General features: G+C 72.5%; 10 protein-coding genes and 1 pseudogene. 3 read left to right on the forward strand and 8 right to left on the reverse strand.

Annotation, left to right across the window (positions count from 1 at the left end; all coding sequences use genetic code 11):
- Positions 1–453 precede the first annotated feature (453 nt).
- Entirely contained in the window at positions 454–1,131 is a 678-nt protein-coding gene (locus ABZZ79_RS21130) for a response regulator transcription factor (protein WP_356690905.1), read from the reverse strand.
- Between the two features lie 560 nt (positions 1,132–1,691).
- Here ABZZ79_RS21130 and ABZZ79_RS21135 point away from each other — a divergent pair.
- Positions 1,692–3,188: an oligopeptide:H+ symporter gene (locus ABZZ79_RS21135; RefSeq protein ID WP_356690907.1), complete on the forward strand. Its 1,497-nt coding sequence runs from the start codon at positions 1,692–1,694 to the stop codon at positions 3,186–3,188.
- A gap of 84 nt (positions 3,189–3,272) precedes the next feature.
- Here the strand turns inward: ABZZ79_RS21135 and ABZZ79_RS21140 are convergent.
- The 3 genes and pseudogenes from ABZZ79_RS21140 to ABZZ79_RS21150 form a co-directional block, all read right to left on the reverse strand.
- Positions 3,273–3,764 (reverse strand): annotated as a pseudogene (locus ABZZ79_RS21140) (hypothetical protein); the annotation flags it as partial.
- A 690-nt stretch (positions 3,765–4,454) separates the two neighbouring features.
- On the reverse strand, positions 4,455–4,958 hold the full coding sequence (locus ABZZ79_RS21145; RefSeq protein WP_356690909.1) for an ATP-binding protein: 504 nt from the start codon (positions 4,956–4,958) through the stop codon (positions 4,455–4,457).
- A gap of 172 nt (positions 4,959–5,130) precedes the next feature.
- Positions 5,131–5,508 (reverse strand): STAS domain-containing protein, encoded by a 378-nt coding sequence (locus ABZZ79_RS21150; protein WP_356690911.1) that lies wholly within the window; start codon positions 5,506–5,508, stop codon positions 5,131–5,133.
- Between the two features lie 237 nt (positions 5,509–5,745).
- Here ABZZ79_RS21150 and ABZZ79_RS21155 point away from each other — a divergent pair, with 237 nt between their 5' ends.
- Both ABZZ79_RS21155 and ABZZ79_RS21160 read left to right on the forward strand, forming a co-directional pair.
- Complete coding sequence (locus ABZZ79_RS21155) at positions 5,746–6,672, forward strand: RNA polymerase sigma factor SigF (RefSeq protein ID WP_356690912.1); 927 nt, start codon at positions 5,746–5,748, stop codon at positions 6,670–6,672.
- Positions 6,673–7,056: 384 nt separating this feature from the next.
- The gene (locus ABZZ79_RS21160; protein WP_356690914.1) at positions 7,057–8,958 is read left to right on the forward strand and encodes an RICIN domain-containing protein; all 1,902 of its coding nucleotides are present in this window, start codon (positions 7,057–7,059) and stop codon (positions 8,956–8,958) included.
- 33 nt (positions 8,959–8,991) lie between these two features.
- On the opposite strand, the gene hutI is transcribed toward ABZZ79_RS21160, so the two are convergent.
- From hutI to hutU, 4 genes are all read right to left on the reverse strand, one after another.
- Complete coding sequence (gene hutI / locus ABZZ79_RS21165; RefSeq protein ID WP_356690916.1) at positions 8,992–10,164, reverse strand: imidazolonepropionase; 1,173 nt, start codon at positions 10,162–10,164, stop codon at positions 8,992–8,994.
- Between the two features lie 56 nt (positions 10,165–10,220).
- A complete protein-coding gene (locus tag ABZZ79_RS21170; RefSeq protein WP_356690918.1) occupies positions 10,221–11,582 on the reverse strand; it encodes a formimidoylglutamate deiminase in 1,362 nt (453 codons plus the stop codon).
- A complete protein-coding gene (locus tag ABZZ79_RS21175) occupies positions 11,579–12,781 on the reverse strand; it encodes an allantoate amidohydrolase (RefSeq protein WP_356691164.1) in 1,203 nt (400 codons plus the stop codon). The genes ABZZ79_RS21170 and ABZZ79_RS21175 overlap by 4 nt, the downstream gene beginning before the upstream one ends.
- A 62-nt stretch (positions 12,782–12,843) precedes the next feature.
- Positions 12,844–14,562: a urocanate hydratase gene (hutU, locus tag ABZZ79_RS21180; RefSeq protein WP_356690920.1), complete on the reverse strand. Its 1,719-nt coding sequence runs from the start codon at positions 14,560–14,562 to the stop codon at positions 12,844–12,846.
- Positions 14,563–14,654 lie beyond the last annotated feature (92 nt).

Consider the following 14,654-nt stretch of genomic DNA (forward strand, 5'->3'; position numbering starts at 1 on the left):
GCCGTCGCCGATCGGCCGCAGGTCGTCACAGGCTTGTCGCGCAGTTCCCCGCGCCCCTGAAGGGGTTGCCGTCGCCGATCGGCCGCAGGTCGTCACAGGCTTGTCGCGCAGTTCCCCGCGCCCCTGAAGGGGTTGCCGTCGCCGATCGGCCGCAGGTCGTCACGGGCTTGTCGCGCAGTTCCCCGCGCCCCTCAGGCGGTTGCCGTCGCCGATCGGCCGCAGGTCGTCACGGGCTTGTCGCGCAGTTCCTCGCGCCCCTTGGGCGGTTGGCCTCTGCCGTGCGAGGCTCCCGAGGGCCCGCAGCCGAACGATGGCAACAGCTACCCCAGGGGCGCGGGGCCGGCCGCATCGATCTACCGCTACCGCCGCGCGGGGGCGACGAGTCGACGGCGACCCGCGGCCGCGCACGCACACCAACCCCGCAGACGCACCACCGGCAACCGCCGACGGCACTCAGCTCTTCTCGAAGCGGAACCCCACACCCCGCACAGTGGCGATGTACCGAGGGTTCGCCGCGTCATCCCCCAGCTTCTTCCGCAGCCAGGAGATGTGCATGTCGAGCGTCTTGGTCGACGACCACCACGTCGTGTCCCACACCTCACGCATCAGCTGATCCCGCGTGACAACCCGTCCGGCGTCCCGCACGAGCACCCGCAGCAGATCGAACTCCTTGGCCGTGAGCTGGAGTTCCTCGTCCCCCATCCACGCCCGATGCGACTCCACGTCGATCCGCACCCCATGCGTCGCAGGCGGCTGCTGCGGCTCCGCGGAACCGCGCCGCAGCAGGGCCCGGACCCGGGCGAGCAACTCGGCGAGCCGGAACGGCTTGGTGACGTAGTCGTCCGCCCCCGCGTCCAGCCCGACGACCGTGTCCACCTCGTCGGCACGGGCGGTGAGGATCAGGATCGGCACGGTGTGACCCTCGGCACGCAGCCGGCGGGCGACCTCCAGACCGTCCATGCCGGGTAGTCCGAGGTCCAGGACGACCAGGTCGATACCACCCTGGATGCCCGCGTCGAGCGCGGTCGGGCCGTCCTCACGCACCTCGACCTCGTACCCCTCCCGGCGCAGCGCGCGGGCCAGGGGCTCCGAGATGGACGCGTCGTCCTCGGCGAGCAGTACACGGGTCATGACCTGATGGTAGTCCGCCTGGCGGGGCCGCCGAGGTGAGATCGCCACGTCGGATTCTTACCCTCCGACTTGTCCGGCATGACGGATTCACGCCGTTGGTCACCATGGTACGAACCTATGATTGAGACTCGCATCCCTCCGATCGCATTCGAATGGGGCCCCACGGTTCCATGATCGCCTGTGATCCATATCTCAAGTCCTTTCATATCCGGCACTGCACTGCCGTATGGTGATTCAACGCCTGTAGCACCGCAGGGACCTTTGGCGCCGACTTGACGCCGAGGGTCTCTTTTGTGTGCGGGTCGGCTCGCGCCGGCCTTGAAAGGAATGACCTGTGGCCGGGCCTCACAGCGCGACAGCGTGCGAGAGGCGTGGATCCCGGTGGTCACCGTCCACCGTCCCGTGACCCGGGGCGGACTCCCCCTGGGCGTGGGGGCGGACGGCCCGATCACGCCGGTGCCGGCCGCCCCACCGGGCGCGCAACTCCCCCAGCCCTCGCATTCGCTCGGGCCGGGGGGACCCCCACCACCCACGTGCCCCGAGCAAGCAAGGAACGACCCATGGCGTCCAGCCTGACGAAGGACTCGGTCCGTCCGGGCACCCCCGGTTCCGAGAAGACCTTCCTCGGCCACCCCCGCGGCCTGGCCACCCTCTTCATGGCCGAGATGTGGGAGCGATTCTCCTACTACGGCATGAGGGCACTGCTCCCGCTGTACCTCGTCGCCCCGGGCGGCCTGCACCTCGACGCGGCCACGGCCACGGCGATCTACTCCGTGTACGTCTCGCTGGTGTACCTGCTGGCGATGCCGGGCGGCTGGTTCGGCGACCGGGTCTGGGGCCCGCGCAAGACCGTCGCCGTCGCCGGCGCGGTCATCATGCTCGGCCACCTCACCCTGGCCCTCCCCGCCTCCGGCACCTTCTACGCCGGTCTCGGCCTGGTCGCCATCGGCTCGGGTCTGCTGAAGGCCAACATCTCCACGATGGTCGGCCACCTCTACGACGGCCCGGACGACCCGCGCCGCGACGGTGGCTTCACGGTCTTCTACATGGGCATCAACCTCGGTGCCTTCGCCGCCCCGTTGGTCATCGGCACCATCGGTGAGAACGTCAACTGGCACCTGGGCTTCGCCCTCGCCGCGCTCGGCATGGCCCTGGGCCTGGGTCAGTTCCTGCTGGGCAGCCGCAACCTGGCCGAGCGCTCCAGCGTCGTGCCGAAGCCGCTGACCGCCCAGGAGAAGGCGTCCACGCTGCGCAAGGCCGCCATCTGGGCCGGCATCGCCGTGGTCTTCTACGCCATCGTCGGCTTCTCCGGCTCCTACACGCTGAACTGGATCCTGGTCCCGCTGACCCTGCTCGGCGTGATCATCCCGACGCTGGTGCTGGTCCGCATCAAGCGCGACAAGGAGCTCGACGGCACCGAGCAGAAGTCGATGTCGGCGTACATCTGGTTCTTCGTCGCCGCCGCCGTCTTCTGGATGATCTACGACCAGGGCGGTTCGACCCTGTCGATCTTCGCCGACTCCTCCGCCGAGAACACCGTCTTCGGCTGGGAGTTCCCGGTCTCCTGGTACCAGTCGGTCAACCCGGTCCTGATCATGGCCCTGGCCCCGGTCTTCGCCTGGATCTGGCTGGCGCTGAACCGGCGCGGCAAGGAGCCGAGCACGATCGTGAAGTTCGCCTCGGGTCTGGTCCTGGTCGGCGCGTCCTTCTTCGTCTTCCTCGCCCCGCTGTCGATCGCCGAGGGCGGTCACAAGGCGGCCGCGATGTGGCTGGTGGCGATCTACTTCGTGCAGACCGTGGGTGAGCTGCTGCTCTCGCCGGTCGGCCTGTCGGTGACGACGAAGATGGCCCCCGCGAAGTACGCCTCGCAGATGATGGGTGTCTGGTTCCTGGCCGTCACCGCGGGTGACGCCACGACCGGTCTGCTCTCCATCGCCGGTGTCGACCTCAACAAGACGGGCGTCGTCGCGCTGGAGGCGACCCTGGCCGTGGTCGCCGGTGTCGCGGTGTGGATGTACCGCAACAAGGTCAAGGAGCTCATGGGCAGCGTTCGCTAGTCCGGGCTCGCTTGAGCGGAGGGCCGCCGTATCCGAGGGGGATACGGCGGCCCTCCGCCGTTGACCGGCCCGGCGCCCGGTCGGTCACCCGCGCCTGGGCAGGAAGGTGAACGTGGCCGCACCGAGGAGCAGGGCCGTGCCCGCCACCAGGCCGAGGGCCTTCAGGGCGCCGTGGTCGCTCGCCCCCGTCTCCGCCAGGCCGCCGCCGGTCGCCGTGCCCGCGGCCGAACCCCCGCTCGCGGAACCAGAACCGCCGCCTCCTGAGGCCCCGCCCGGCTGGGCCGCGGTGTCCAGGGTCAGGGAGACCTCGGTCTTCCGCGGGGTGCAGGTGGTCGTCGTGCCGAGGGCCTTGATGACCAGCACGCCCGGAGCGAGGGTGGACTCGCCGCTCGCGCCGGGCTTGTAGGTGCCCTTCAGGTCGGGGATCTCGATCGGCTCGCCGGCCTTGACCGCCTCGGAGTCGGCCGGACCCGTCACATGGACCGTGCCCCGGTCGGCGCCGCCGAGGACCACGTCCATCGACGGCTCCACCGAGTTCGCGGGGATCTCGGCGGGGCTGTCCATGACCGACTTCTGTGACGTCGACGACCTCGGCCCGGGCGCCGGGAGCGCCCACCAGCACCGCCGATCCGGCCAGGACCGCGACGATTCCCTTCCGGTACGACATGGGCGTACCCCCATTCCTGATGGAGCATCAGATCGGCTGTCAAGGTACGCCCGCGGGCAACAAGAGGGAAGAGAAGCGCACTCGGGGACGTGGGGCGGGGAGATGTCGGGACGGCCCGCGCCCGCGCGGGAGGCCGGCTCGCGCGACGGCACCACCCGCACAAGCGGGGCCCGCCGGGGGCTTGCGCGCCCACAGGAGTCGTGGGGGACGGGCGTGCGCACCGACGGGAGTCAGAGCGGACGGGCGTACGCACCCGCAGGGGCCAGGGCGGATGGCGTGCGGGCCCACAGGAGGGCGGCTCGCGCACCCACGGGGATCCAGACCGGACAGCGTGCGCGCCGACAGGCGCAGGAGCGGACAGCGTGCGCGCCCACCGGGGTCGGACACGGCGGGCTTGCACACCCGCAGGGGTCAGATCGGGCGAACCGCGCACACACAGGAGTCAGACCGGGCAGGCTTACACACCCGCAGGGGTCAGACCGGGCGAACCGCGCACACACAGGGGTCAGACCGGGCGGGCTTACACACCCACAGGAGTCAGACCGGGCGTCCCGCGCCCACACAGGAGTCAGGCCGCGCGGCCCGCGCCCTCACGGGCGTCAGGCAGGGGCTCCCAGCTCGGCCCACACCGTCTTCCCCGTCACTCCAGGCGTGCGTACGACGCCCCAGTCCAGGCAGAGCCGCTGGACGATGAACATGCCGTGGCCCCCGGGCCGCCCGGCGCGGTGGGGCGTGCGGGGTGCCGGCTGGCCGGTGCCCTTGTCGGACACCTCGACGCGGATCACCTTGTCGTCACAGGCGATCCACATCACGTCCGGTCCCTCCGCGTGCAGACACGCGTTGGTGACCAGTTCCGACACGACGAGCAGCACATCCTCCGCGACGGCCCGCCGGTCCGCGGACGCGGCCGGCAGCCAGCCCCACGCGTACAGCGCCTGGCGGGCGAAGTCACGGGCCAGCGGCACGACGCCGGCCTGCCCCTCGAAGCCCAGTCGGCGGACCTGTCGGCCCTCGACGACCCCGGGCTCACCGGACACCGCGGACGCGCCGGAAGCGCCGCTGGGCTCTTCGGAGCCCGGCGAGTACGGCCGGGTGGTGCTCATCAGCGCTTCACCTCACCGATTCACCAGATCACGATTCAGAAGTCCCTACAGAAAACCCGCGGCTGCGCGGTTGCCGCCGTCATGTTCAAGGGGTCTCCTGCCCGGGCGGCGCGGCGGAACACCCGGACTTTCCGGCCCGACCGGATATTCCGGCCCGGCCGCGCCCTCCGGCTCAGCCGGACTCGTCGGCCAGCGCGGCGTCGAGCGTGTCATGGACAGTGAAGACCGCGTCCGCGCCGGTGATCTCGAAGACCCGGGCGACCACGGGCAGCATCCCGGCGAGATGGACGCCCCCTCCGGCGGCCTCGGCCTTCAGCCGGGCGCCGAGCAGGACGTTCAGCCCGGTGGAGTCGCAGAACTCCAGCCGGGAGCAGTCGACGACCAGCCGACCAAGGCCCCGGTCCAGGCAGTCCTCCAGGGGTACGCGCAGCAGGTCGGCGGTGTGGTGATCGAGCTCACCCGCCGGTGTCACGACCGCGCTGGAGCCCTCCTGCCGCACCTCCACCAGAAGCCGGCCCGACTGCGCACTGCCGACCGTCCCGTGGTCCATGCCGTCTCTCTCCCGAGGTCGTCGCTGCCGATTGACGCCCTCGAACACTACGCCTTCCTCACACTCTCTGACACCCGAACAACCGCAACGAAAAGGACATAACCCCACGTAACACACTTGCGGCGGCCATCGAAAAGCGGGTAGGGCTAGTAGAGACACGCAACCGACACGGCCGGCTTTGGAGGCGCCGCACACCGCAGTGCACTCTCTGGCTCCGGCAGCCTTATGCCGAGAACGATGGAGGACACCATGTCACCCCGGCTCGACGCATCGCACACCCCCACGGCCACGGCGACGTCGACACCCGCTCCGGAACACCTGGAACCCATCACCCCCACGACCGACGCGGGCGACGACGCGCTCGCCGGTCTTCCGGAGATCCCCCCGTACGACGAGGTGGGACCGGTGGACGCGCGGGCTTTGTCCAAGACCCTCTTCGAGCGGCTGGAGTCCCTCGAAGAGGGCACGCACGAACACGCGTACGTCCGCAACACCCTGGTCGAGCTCAACCTCGCGCTCGTCAAGTTCGCCGCCTCCCGCTTCCGTTCGCGCAGCGAGCCGATGGAGGACATCGTCCAGGTCGGCACGATCGGTCTGATCAAGGCGATCGACCGCTTCGAACTCACCCGAGGGGTCGAGTTCCCCACTTTCGCGATGCCGACCATCATCGGTGAGATCAAACGCTTCTTCCGCGACACCTCGTGGTCCGTGCGCGTCCCGCGCCGCCTTCAGGAACTGCGGCTCGACCTGGCCAGGGCCGGTGACGAACTGGCCCAGCGGCTGGACCGCGCGCCGACGGTGGCGGAGCTCGCCGAGCATCTGGGGCTGAGCCACGACGAGGTCGTCGAGGGCATGGCCGCCTCCAACGCCTACACGGCCAGCTCGCTGGACGCCCAGCCCGAGGAGGACGACTCCGAGGGCGCGCTCGCCGACCGCATCGGCTACGAGGACCACGGACTCGAAGGCATCGAGTACGTCGAGTCGTTGAAGCCGCTGATCGCCGAACTGCCGCCGCGCGACCGGAAGATCCTGTCCCTGCGGTTCGTGGCGGGCATGACCCAGTCGGAGATCGGCGAGGAACTGGGCATCTCGCAGATGCATGTGTCCCGGCTGCTGTCGCGGACGCTGGGGCGGCTGCGCAATGGGCTGACGGTCGAGGACTGACCTCTCTCCGGCCGGAGGGCGGTCCTCGTCCGGGCCTCGCGTCCGGGCCTCGCGTCCGGGTCTCGTGTCCGGGTCCGCCGTGCCGGACCTCGCGTGTCCTGGCCCGCCCGCGGCGGGCCCGCGTGTCCGGATCTGCCGTGTCGGGGCTCGCGCGCCAGCACCGCGGAAGCGTTGCGTGTACGGGTTCTCGGGGGTGGTTCGATCGGTCGGACCGCCCCCGGGGCCGTTATCGGACCGCATCCTTGTTCTCCCCGGTTACCCGGGGAAACCTCTTTTCCCGCCCGAGCGGGTCCACCACTATGGGCACCCCCAAACCGACTGGCCAGTAAGTCAGTTATGGGCGGGGTGTGCACTCCAGGGACGGGGACGCGAGGAGGCTTGGTGATGGCGCGGGCCGAGGGAACCGGCAACGAGGCCGGGGCCGTTGACAGCGGGAGCGAGTACGCGGGCGCCGAGGACGCCCGGCTGACGGAACTGCTGCGCACCGGCAGCACGACGGCGTACCCGGCCTTGCGCGAACTGCGCGCCCGCCATCGCGAGTCCGTGCTCGCCTACGCCCGTCTGAGCACCGTCAGCGACGCCGTCGCCCGCCAACTCGCCGCTCACGCCTTCGCCTCGGCCGCCCGCGAGACCGCGCAGGGCGCCGATTCCGGTACGCCCGTACGTCACCGGCTGCTGCTCCTGGCCGCGCACGTCGCCGGGCAGTGGGCGGCCGAGGAGCGCGCGGTCGGGCTCGACCCGGCCCTGCGGCTCGTGCTCGACGCGGCCGGACCGGACGGACCCGTACCGCCCCTGCTCAGGGCGTTCCACTCGCTGCCGCCGCGCACCCAGGGCCTGATCTGGTACGGGCTCGTCGAGCGGGAGGCCGAGGAGCGCACCGCCCTGCTGCTCGGGATGAGCCGCGCCGACATGGTCTGGGGCGTCGAACGCGCAATCCCGGCCCTGGCCGGAGCCGCCCTGCGCACCCGCCTGGCCGACTCCCACGACCCCGACTGCCAGGACTTCCGCCGTCTGATCGAGGAGTCCGTACGCCCGGACTCCCCCCGCCACAGCCTCGACCTCGCCACGCACATGACGCAGTGCCCGCACTGCACGATGGCCTACGAGGAGCAGTGCGCGCTGCGGGACACTCCGCGGGCGGCGCTGGCGGAGGGGCTGCTGCCGTGGTGGGGAGCGGCGTACGCGGGCGCGGCGGAGCGCGGTGGGAGGGACGCCTTCGGGGCGGCCTCCACGACCGGGGCGCAGGCCGGGACTTCGGTGGAGGCGGGCGGCCGGGCACATATGCCCGGGCGGCGGGCCGCGCACGGCGCGGGTCGGGCGGCCGGGGCGGGCGCGCTCGGCGCCTACAGCGCGTCCGGCTGGGACGGCCCGGGGAGCGCATCCGCCGCGGGCTCCGGTTCAGCCTCCGGTGGGACGTCCGGCGCGGGCCGGGGCGGCTGGGGTACTGCTCCCGGGCCGGCGGCCTGGGCGGGTAGGGCCGGTCGCGGGCCGGCGGCCGGGAAGGGTCCCGCGGGTCGCGGGTCGGTGGCGGAGGCCGCCCGGGCCTGGCCGGCCTCGCGGCGGTTCGCGCTCGCCTCGGCCGCGCTGGGTGTGGCGCTCGCGCCGCTGCTGCTGTTCCTGCTCTCGCCGGGTGATCCGCCCGCGCAGAACGCCGCCGCGCACACCAGGTACACGCCGCCGCCGGCACCCGCGGTGACGGTGACCGCGACCGTGTCGGTGACCCCCTCGCCGTCGCCCTCGCCCACTCCCTCGAAGACCCGCACGTCACCGTCGCCGAAGCCGACCCCGACCCCGTCGCCCACCTCCGCGCGTCCGCGGCCGACGACCGCCGCGCCGAAGCCTCCCCCGCCGCCGCCCGCGCACGCGCCGAACGGCACCTACGCCCAGGTGGTCAACGACGCCACCGGCCGCTGCCTGGACATCGCGGACGGCTGGTTCGACAAGGGCAACGACGTGATCGCGGCCCCGTGTTCCGGCTCCGACACCCAGCTGTGGCGCTACGACGCCGAGCGCCAGGTCCTCCAGGCCTACGCCGACGACGACTTCTGCCTGGACAGCCGAGGCTCGGACGACCGCGGCGCCGGCATCTGGACCTGCGACTCGGTCTACGGCAGCAACGGCCGGAACCTGATGTTCGCGGTGGACGACGACGGCGTGGTCCGCCCGTACGTCGCGCCCTACACGGCGCTCACCGCGTACGGCTCGGACGACGGCCTGTGGTTCGACTGGACCGGCGAGGACGGCGGGAGCGCCACCCAGCGGTGGCACGCCGGGCGGACCGGCTGAGGAAACCCGGCCCCCGCGCCGGTCCCCGCCCGGTCAGACGGCCTTCGCGCCGCTCCGCCACACCTCGCCGACCAGCGGCACGCCCGGCCGGTAGGCCAGGTGGACATGGCTGGGCGCGTCCAGGAACGCCAGGTCGGCGCGGGCGCCGGGGGCGAGGCGGCCGATGTCGTCGCGGCGCAGGGCCGCGGCGCCGCCCGCGGTGGCCGACCAGACGGCCTCGTCCGGGGTCATGCCCATGTCCCGTACGGCGAGCGCGATGCAGAACGGCACGGACGAGGTGTACGACGAGCCCGGGTTGCAGTCGGTGGACAGGGCGACCGTGACCCCGGCGTCGATCAGGCGCCGGGCGTCGGGCCATTCGGCGCGGGTGGAGAACTCGGCGCCGGGCAGCAGGGTGGCGACCGTACGGCTGCCCGCGAGGGCGTCCACGTCCGCGTCCGTGAGGTGGGTGCAGTGGTCGGCGCTGGCCGCGTCGAGCTCGACGGCGAGCTGCACGCCGGGGCCGTAGGACAGCTGGTTGGCGTGCACGCGCGGGTGCAGGCCCCGGGCCTTGCCCGCGGTGAGGATCGCGCGGGCCTGGTCGCCGTCGAAGGCGCCCTTCTCGCAGAACACGTCGATCCAGCGGGCGTGCGGGGCGCAGGCGTCGAGCATCTCGCCGGTGACCAGGGCGACATAGCCGGCCGGGTCGTCGGCGTAGTCGGGGGAGACGATGTGGGCGCCGAGGTAGGTGACCTCGTCGGTGTGCGCGGCGGCGACGCGCAGGGCGCGGGCCTCGTCCTCGACGGTGAGGCCGTAGCCCGACTTGGTCTCGAAGGTGGTCGTGCCCTGGCGCAGCGCCTCGGCGAGGTGCCGGGTGAGGTTCGCCTCCAGCTCGGCGTCGCTCGCGGCGCGGGTGGCGGCGACGGTCGTGCGGATACCGCCCGCGCTGTACGGCCGCCCGGACATACGGGCGTTGAACTCCTCGGTGCGGTCGCCCGCGAACACCAGGTGCGAGTGGGAGTCGACGAACCCCGGGATCACGGCCCGGCCGCGGGCGTCGACCCGGTTGTCAGTGGCGGGTGCTTTGCTTGACTCACCGGCCCAGACGACGCGGTCGCCGTCGACGACCAGGGCCGCGTCGCGGATCAGGCCGAGCGGGGAGCAGTCACCGAGGGAGGGGTCGTTGGTGACCAGCGTGGCGATGTTGGTGATGACGGTGCTGCTCATCGTGTCCTCGTGGGCGTCGGTGGGTGTCGAGTCGGTGGGCGTGGGGCGGCCGTCCGTCAGGCGCGCAGGGCCGCGACGGCCCTGGCGAGGGCTGCCGGCACATCGGGCACGAGCGTGTGCGCCCCGTCCCGGACGACGTGCCGTCCGCCCACGACGGTGTGCCGTACGTCCGCCGCGGTCGCCGCGAATACGGCCGTCTCGGCGCCGAGCCGGGGCAGCGGGCCCGCGGTCCTGACCGAGTCGAGGGCGAGGGTGGTGAGGTCGGCGAGCGCGCCCTGCTCGATGCGTCCGGCCTCGTCCCAGCCGAGGGCGGCGTGGCCGTCCGCGGTGGCCGCGCGCAGCAGGGCGGCGGCGGTCCAGTGGCCTCGGGTGCGGGTGCGCAGCCGCTCGTTCAGCTCCATCGCGCGTGCCTCTTCGAGCAGGTCGATCACGGCGTGGCTGTCGGAGCCGAGGGAGAGCGGGGAGCCCTGCCGCTGGAGGGCGACGGCGGGTCCGGTGCCGTCGGCAAGGTCGCGTTCGGTGGTCGGGCACATGCAGGTGCCGGTGCCGCTGTCGCCGATCAGGGCGATGTCCTCGTCGGTGAGGTGGGTGTTGTGGACGCCGGTGGTGCGCGGCCCGAGCACCCCGTGCTCGGCGAGCAGCCGCGTCGGCGTGCACCCGTGGGCGTCCTGGCAGGCGTCGTTCTCGGCGGTCTGCTCGGACAGGTGCACATGCAGCGGGGCCCGCCGCTCCTCGGCCCAGCGCGCCACGGTCGCCAACTGGTCCGCGGGCACGGCCCGTACGGAGTGGACGGCCGCGCCGATCCGCGCGTGATCGTGTTCCTTGAGAAGTGAACAGCGTTCGGCCCAGGCCTCCGCGCTGCCGTCGGAGAACCGCCGCTGGTGCCGGTCGGGCTCCTTGCCGAAGCCGGCGGAGAGGTAGCAGGTGTCGAGGAGGGTGATCCGGATGCCCGCCTCGGCCGCGGCCGCGATCAGTGCCTCGCCCATGGCGTTGGGGTCGGCGTAGGCCGTGCCGCCGGGGGCGTGGTGGACGTAGTGGAACTCGCCGACCGAGGTGATGCCGGCGAGGGCCATCTCGGCGTAGACCGCGCGGGCGAGGTCGCGGTAGCTGTCCGGGGTGAGCCGGTCGGCCACGGAGTACATGACCTCCCGCCAGGTCCAGAAGGTGCCGCTGCCGACCTGGACGGTGCCGCGCAGGGCGCGGTGGAAGGCGTGCGAGTGGGAGTTCGCCAGGCCCGGCAGGGTCAGTCCGCGCAGGATCTCCGCGCCGGGCGGCGGGGCGTCGACGCCGGTGCGGACGCTCGTGATCCGGCCGTCCGCGCCCGCGGCGGAGCCGCTGACGGACGCGGTGACGACGACACCGGGCTCCACATGGGTGCCCAGCCAGGCGTGCTCCAACCAGTAGGTCCCCTTGGTCACCGGCAGGCCAGTCCTTCCAGTACGTCGGCGAGGGCGGTCACCCCGGCCAGGCAGTCGTCCTCGGCCGCGTTCTCGGCCGGGGAGTGCGAGACGCCCGTGGGGTTGCGCACGAACAGCATGGCGGTCGGGATGCACCCGGAGAGGATCCCGGCGTCGTGTCCCGCGCCCGTGCCCAGGACGGGGACGGTCAGGCCGGTGTCCTTGCCGAGGACGCGGCCCAGTTCGTCGCGCAGGGCGTGGTCGAACTCGACGACCGGTGTGAAGGACTCCCGGATGACGGCGAGGTCGACGCCGTGCCGGTCGGCGTACTCCCGGGCGGCCTTCTCGATGCCGTCGACCACGGTGTCGAGGGTCCGCTGGTCGGCGGCCCGGCTGTCCAGCCAGCCGCGCACCAGGGAGGGGATGGCGTTGACGCCGCCTGGCTCGACGGAGATCTTGCCGAAGGTGGCGACGGCTCCGGCGAGTTCGGCCTCGCGGCGGGCGGCGAGCACGGTCTCGGCGTACGACAGCATCGGGTCGCGGCGGTCCACCAGCCGGGTGGTCCCGGCGTGGTTGGCCTCGCCCCGGAAGTCGAAGCGCCAGCGTCCGTGCGGCCAGATGGCACTGGCGATGCCGACGGCGTCCCCGCTGAGGTCCAGCGCCCGGCCCTGCTCCACATGCAGTTCGACGAACGCGCCGATGCGGGCGAGCCGTTCGGGGTCGGGCCCGATGGCGTCGGGGTCGTAGCCGGCGGCCTCCATGGCGCGCGGCAGGGTGATCCCGTCGCCGTCGGTGAGCCGGTGGGCCTGTTCGGGGGTCAGCTCTCCCGCGGTGAGCCGGGACCCGACGCAGGCCAGGCCGAAGCGGGCGCCCTCCTCGTCCCCGAAGTTGACGACGGCCAGCGGCCTGGCGAGCTCCACGCCCCGGCCCCGGAGTTCGTCCAGGGCGGCGAAGGAGGAGACCACGCCGAGGGGCCCGTCGAAGGCCCCGCCGTCGGGCACGGAGTCGAGGTGCGAGCCGGTGACGACGGCGTCCCCGGCCGCGGGGTCGCCGAGCCACGCCCACTGGTTGCCGTTGCGGTCGACCTCGTAGGCCAGTCCGCGGGCGCGGGCCTGGTCGGCGAACCAGGCCCGGCAGTCGGCGTCGGCGCCGGTCCAGGCGTGGCGGCGGTAGCCGCCGGAGCCGGGGTGCCGGCCGACGGGGAGCAGCTCCGCCCACATGTCGTGGAAGGAACGCCCGCCCGGTACGGGCCGCGGGCTCTCGTTCCGCCGGGCGCCGACCGTCACGCCTGGTCACCCTCACGCATGGGCACGCGTACGCCCTTGTCGTCGGCGACGGACTCGGCGATGTCGTAGCCCGCGTCCACGTGCCGGATGACGCCCATGCCGGGGTCGTTGGTGAGCACGCGGCGGATCTTCTCGCCGCCGAGCCTGGTGCCGTCGGCGACCGTCACTTGGCCGGCGTGGATGGAGCGGCCCATACCGACGCCGCCGCCGTGGTGGAGGGACACCCAGGACGCGCCGGAGGCCACGTTGACCATGGCGTTGAGCAGCGGCCAGTCGGCGATCGCGTCGGAGCCGTCGAGCATGGCCTCGGTCTCGCGGTAGGGGGAGGCGACGGAGCCGCAGTCGAGGTGGTCGCGGCCGATGGCGAGGGGGGCGGCCAGCTCGCCGCTCGCGACCATGTCGTTGAAGCGCTCGCCGGCCTTGTCGCGCTCGCCGTAGCCGAGCCAGCAGATGCGGGCGGGCAGGCCCTGGAAGTGGACGCGCTCGCCGGCCAGCTTGATCCAGCGGGCCAGGGACTCGTTCTCCGGGAAGAGGTCGAGGATGGCCTTGTCGGTCTTGGCGATGTCGGCGGGGTCGCCGGACAGGGCGGCCCAGCGGAAGGGGCCCTTGCCCTCGCAGAACAGGGGGCGGATGTAGGCGGGGACGAAGCCGGGGAAGGCGAAGGCGCGGTCGTATCCGGCCAGCTGGGCCTCGCCGCGGATGGAGTTGCCGTAGTCGAAGACCTCGGCTCCGGCGTCCATGAAGCCGACCATGGCCTCGACGTGCCGGGCCATCGACTCGCGGGCCTTCTGGGTGAAGCCGGCCGGGTCCTTCGCCGCGGCGTCGGCCATGTCCTCGAAGGCGACGCCGACCGGCAGGTAGGCCAGCGGGTCGTGGGCCGAGGTCTGGTCGGTGACGATGTCGATGGGCGCGCTCATGGCGAGGAGCTGGGGCACCAGCTCGGCGGCGTTGCCGAGGACGCCGATGGACAGCGGCTTGCGCTGGTCGCGGGCCTCGGTGGCGAGCTGGAGGGCGTGCTCCAGGCTGTCGGCCCTGACGTCGAGGTAGCGGTGCTCGATGCGGCGCTCGATGGCGCGCGGGTCGCAGTCGACGCAGATCGCGACGCCGTCGTTCATGGTGACTGCGAGGGGCTGGGCGCCGCCCATGCCGCCGAGTCCGGCGGTGAGGGTGATCGTCCCGGCGAGGGTGCCGCCGAACTTCTTCGCGGCGACGGCGGCGAAGGTCTCGTAGGTGCCCTGGAGGATGCCCTGGGTGCCGATGTAGATCCAGGAGCCGGCGGTCATCTGGCCGTACATGGTCAGGCCGAGGGCCTCCAGGCGGCGGAACTCCTCCCAGTTGGCCCAGTCGCCGACGAGGTTGGAGTTGGCGATCAGGACGCGCGGGGCCCACTCGTGGGTCTGCATGACGCCGACCGGGCGGCCGGACTGGACCAGCATGGTCTCGTCCTGCTTGAGGGTCCTCAGCGTGCGCACCATCGCGTCGAAGGAGCGCCAGTCGCGGGCAGCCTTGCCGGTGCCGCCGTAGACGACGAGCTTGTCGGGGTGCTCGGCGACCTCGGGGTCCAGGTTGTTCTGGAGCATGCGCAGGGCGGCCTCCTGCTGCCATCCCAGGGCGCTCAGTTCCGTACCGCGCGGCGCTCGGACACCACCAGGGGGCGGCCCGTAGGACCTCGTCTGAGGGTGGCCGAGGGAGACGGGCGGGCGGGGTCCTGACATGGTCTGCCTCCTTGGGCTTGCTCCCAGCGGAATGTTTCTGCCGTTATTCACATCCTGAACCTCTGAATAGAGCTAGTCAATACATCGGCCCC

The organism is Streptomyces sp. NPDC006458 (genome assembly GCF_040612135.1).
In the GTDB taxonomy this organism is placed as follows: domain Bacteria; phylum Actinomycetota; class Actinomycetes; order Streptomycetales; family Streptomycetaceae; genus Streptomyces.

What these genes read in the sequence shown, in the direction of transcription:
- ABZZ79_RS21175 (WP_356691164.1), bottom strand. Translation starts at nt 12,781, where the DNA reads ATGTGGGCGGAGCTGCTCCCCGTCGGCCGGCACCCCGGCTCCGGCGGC.
- ABZZ79_RS21135 (WP_356690907.1), top strand. Translation starts at nt 1,692, where the DNA reads ATGGCGTCCAGCCTGACGAAGGACTCGGTCCGTCCGGGCACCCCCGGT.
- ABZZ79_RS21160 (WP_356690914.1), top strand. Translation starts at nt 7,057, where the DNA reads ATGGCGCGGGCCGAGGGAACCGGCAACGAGGCCGGGGCCGTTGACAGC.
- hutI (WP_356690916.1), bottom strand. Translation starts at nt 10,164, where the DNA reads ATGAGCAGCACCGTCATCACCAACATCGCCACGCTGGTCACCAACGAC.
- hutU (WP_356690920.1), bottom strand. Translation starts at nt 14,562, where the DNA reads ATGTCAGGACCCCGCCCGCCCGTCTCCCTCGGCCACCCTCAGACGAGG.
- ABZZ79_RS21155 (WP_356690912.1), top strand. Translation starts at nt 5,746, where the DNA reads ATGGAGGACACCATGTCACCCCGGCTCGACGCATCGCACACCCCCACG.
- ABZZ79_RS21145 (WP_356690909.1), bottom strand. Translation starts at nt 4,958, where the DNA reads ATGAGCACCACCCGGCCGTACTCGCCGGGCTCCGAAGAGCCCAGCGGC.
- ABZZ79_RS21150 (WP_356690911.1), bottom strand. Translation starts at nt 5,508, where the DNA reads ATGGACCACGGGACGGTCGGCAGTGCGCAGTCGGGCCGGCTTCTGGTG.
- ABZZ79_RS21130 (WP_356690905.1), bottom strand. Translation starts at nt 1,131, where the DNA reads ATGACCCGTGTACTGCTCGCCGAGGACGACGCGTCCATCTCGGAGCCC.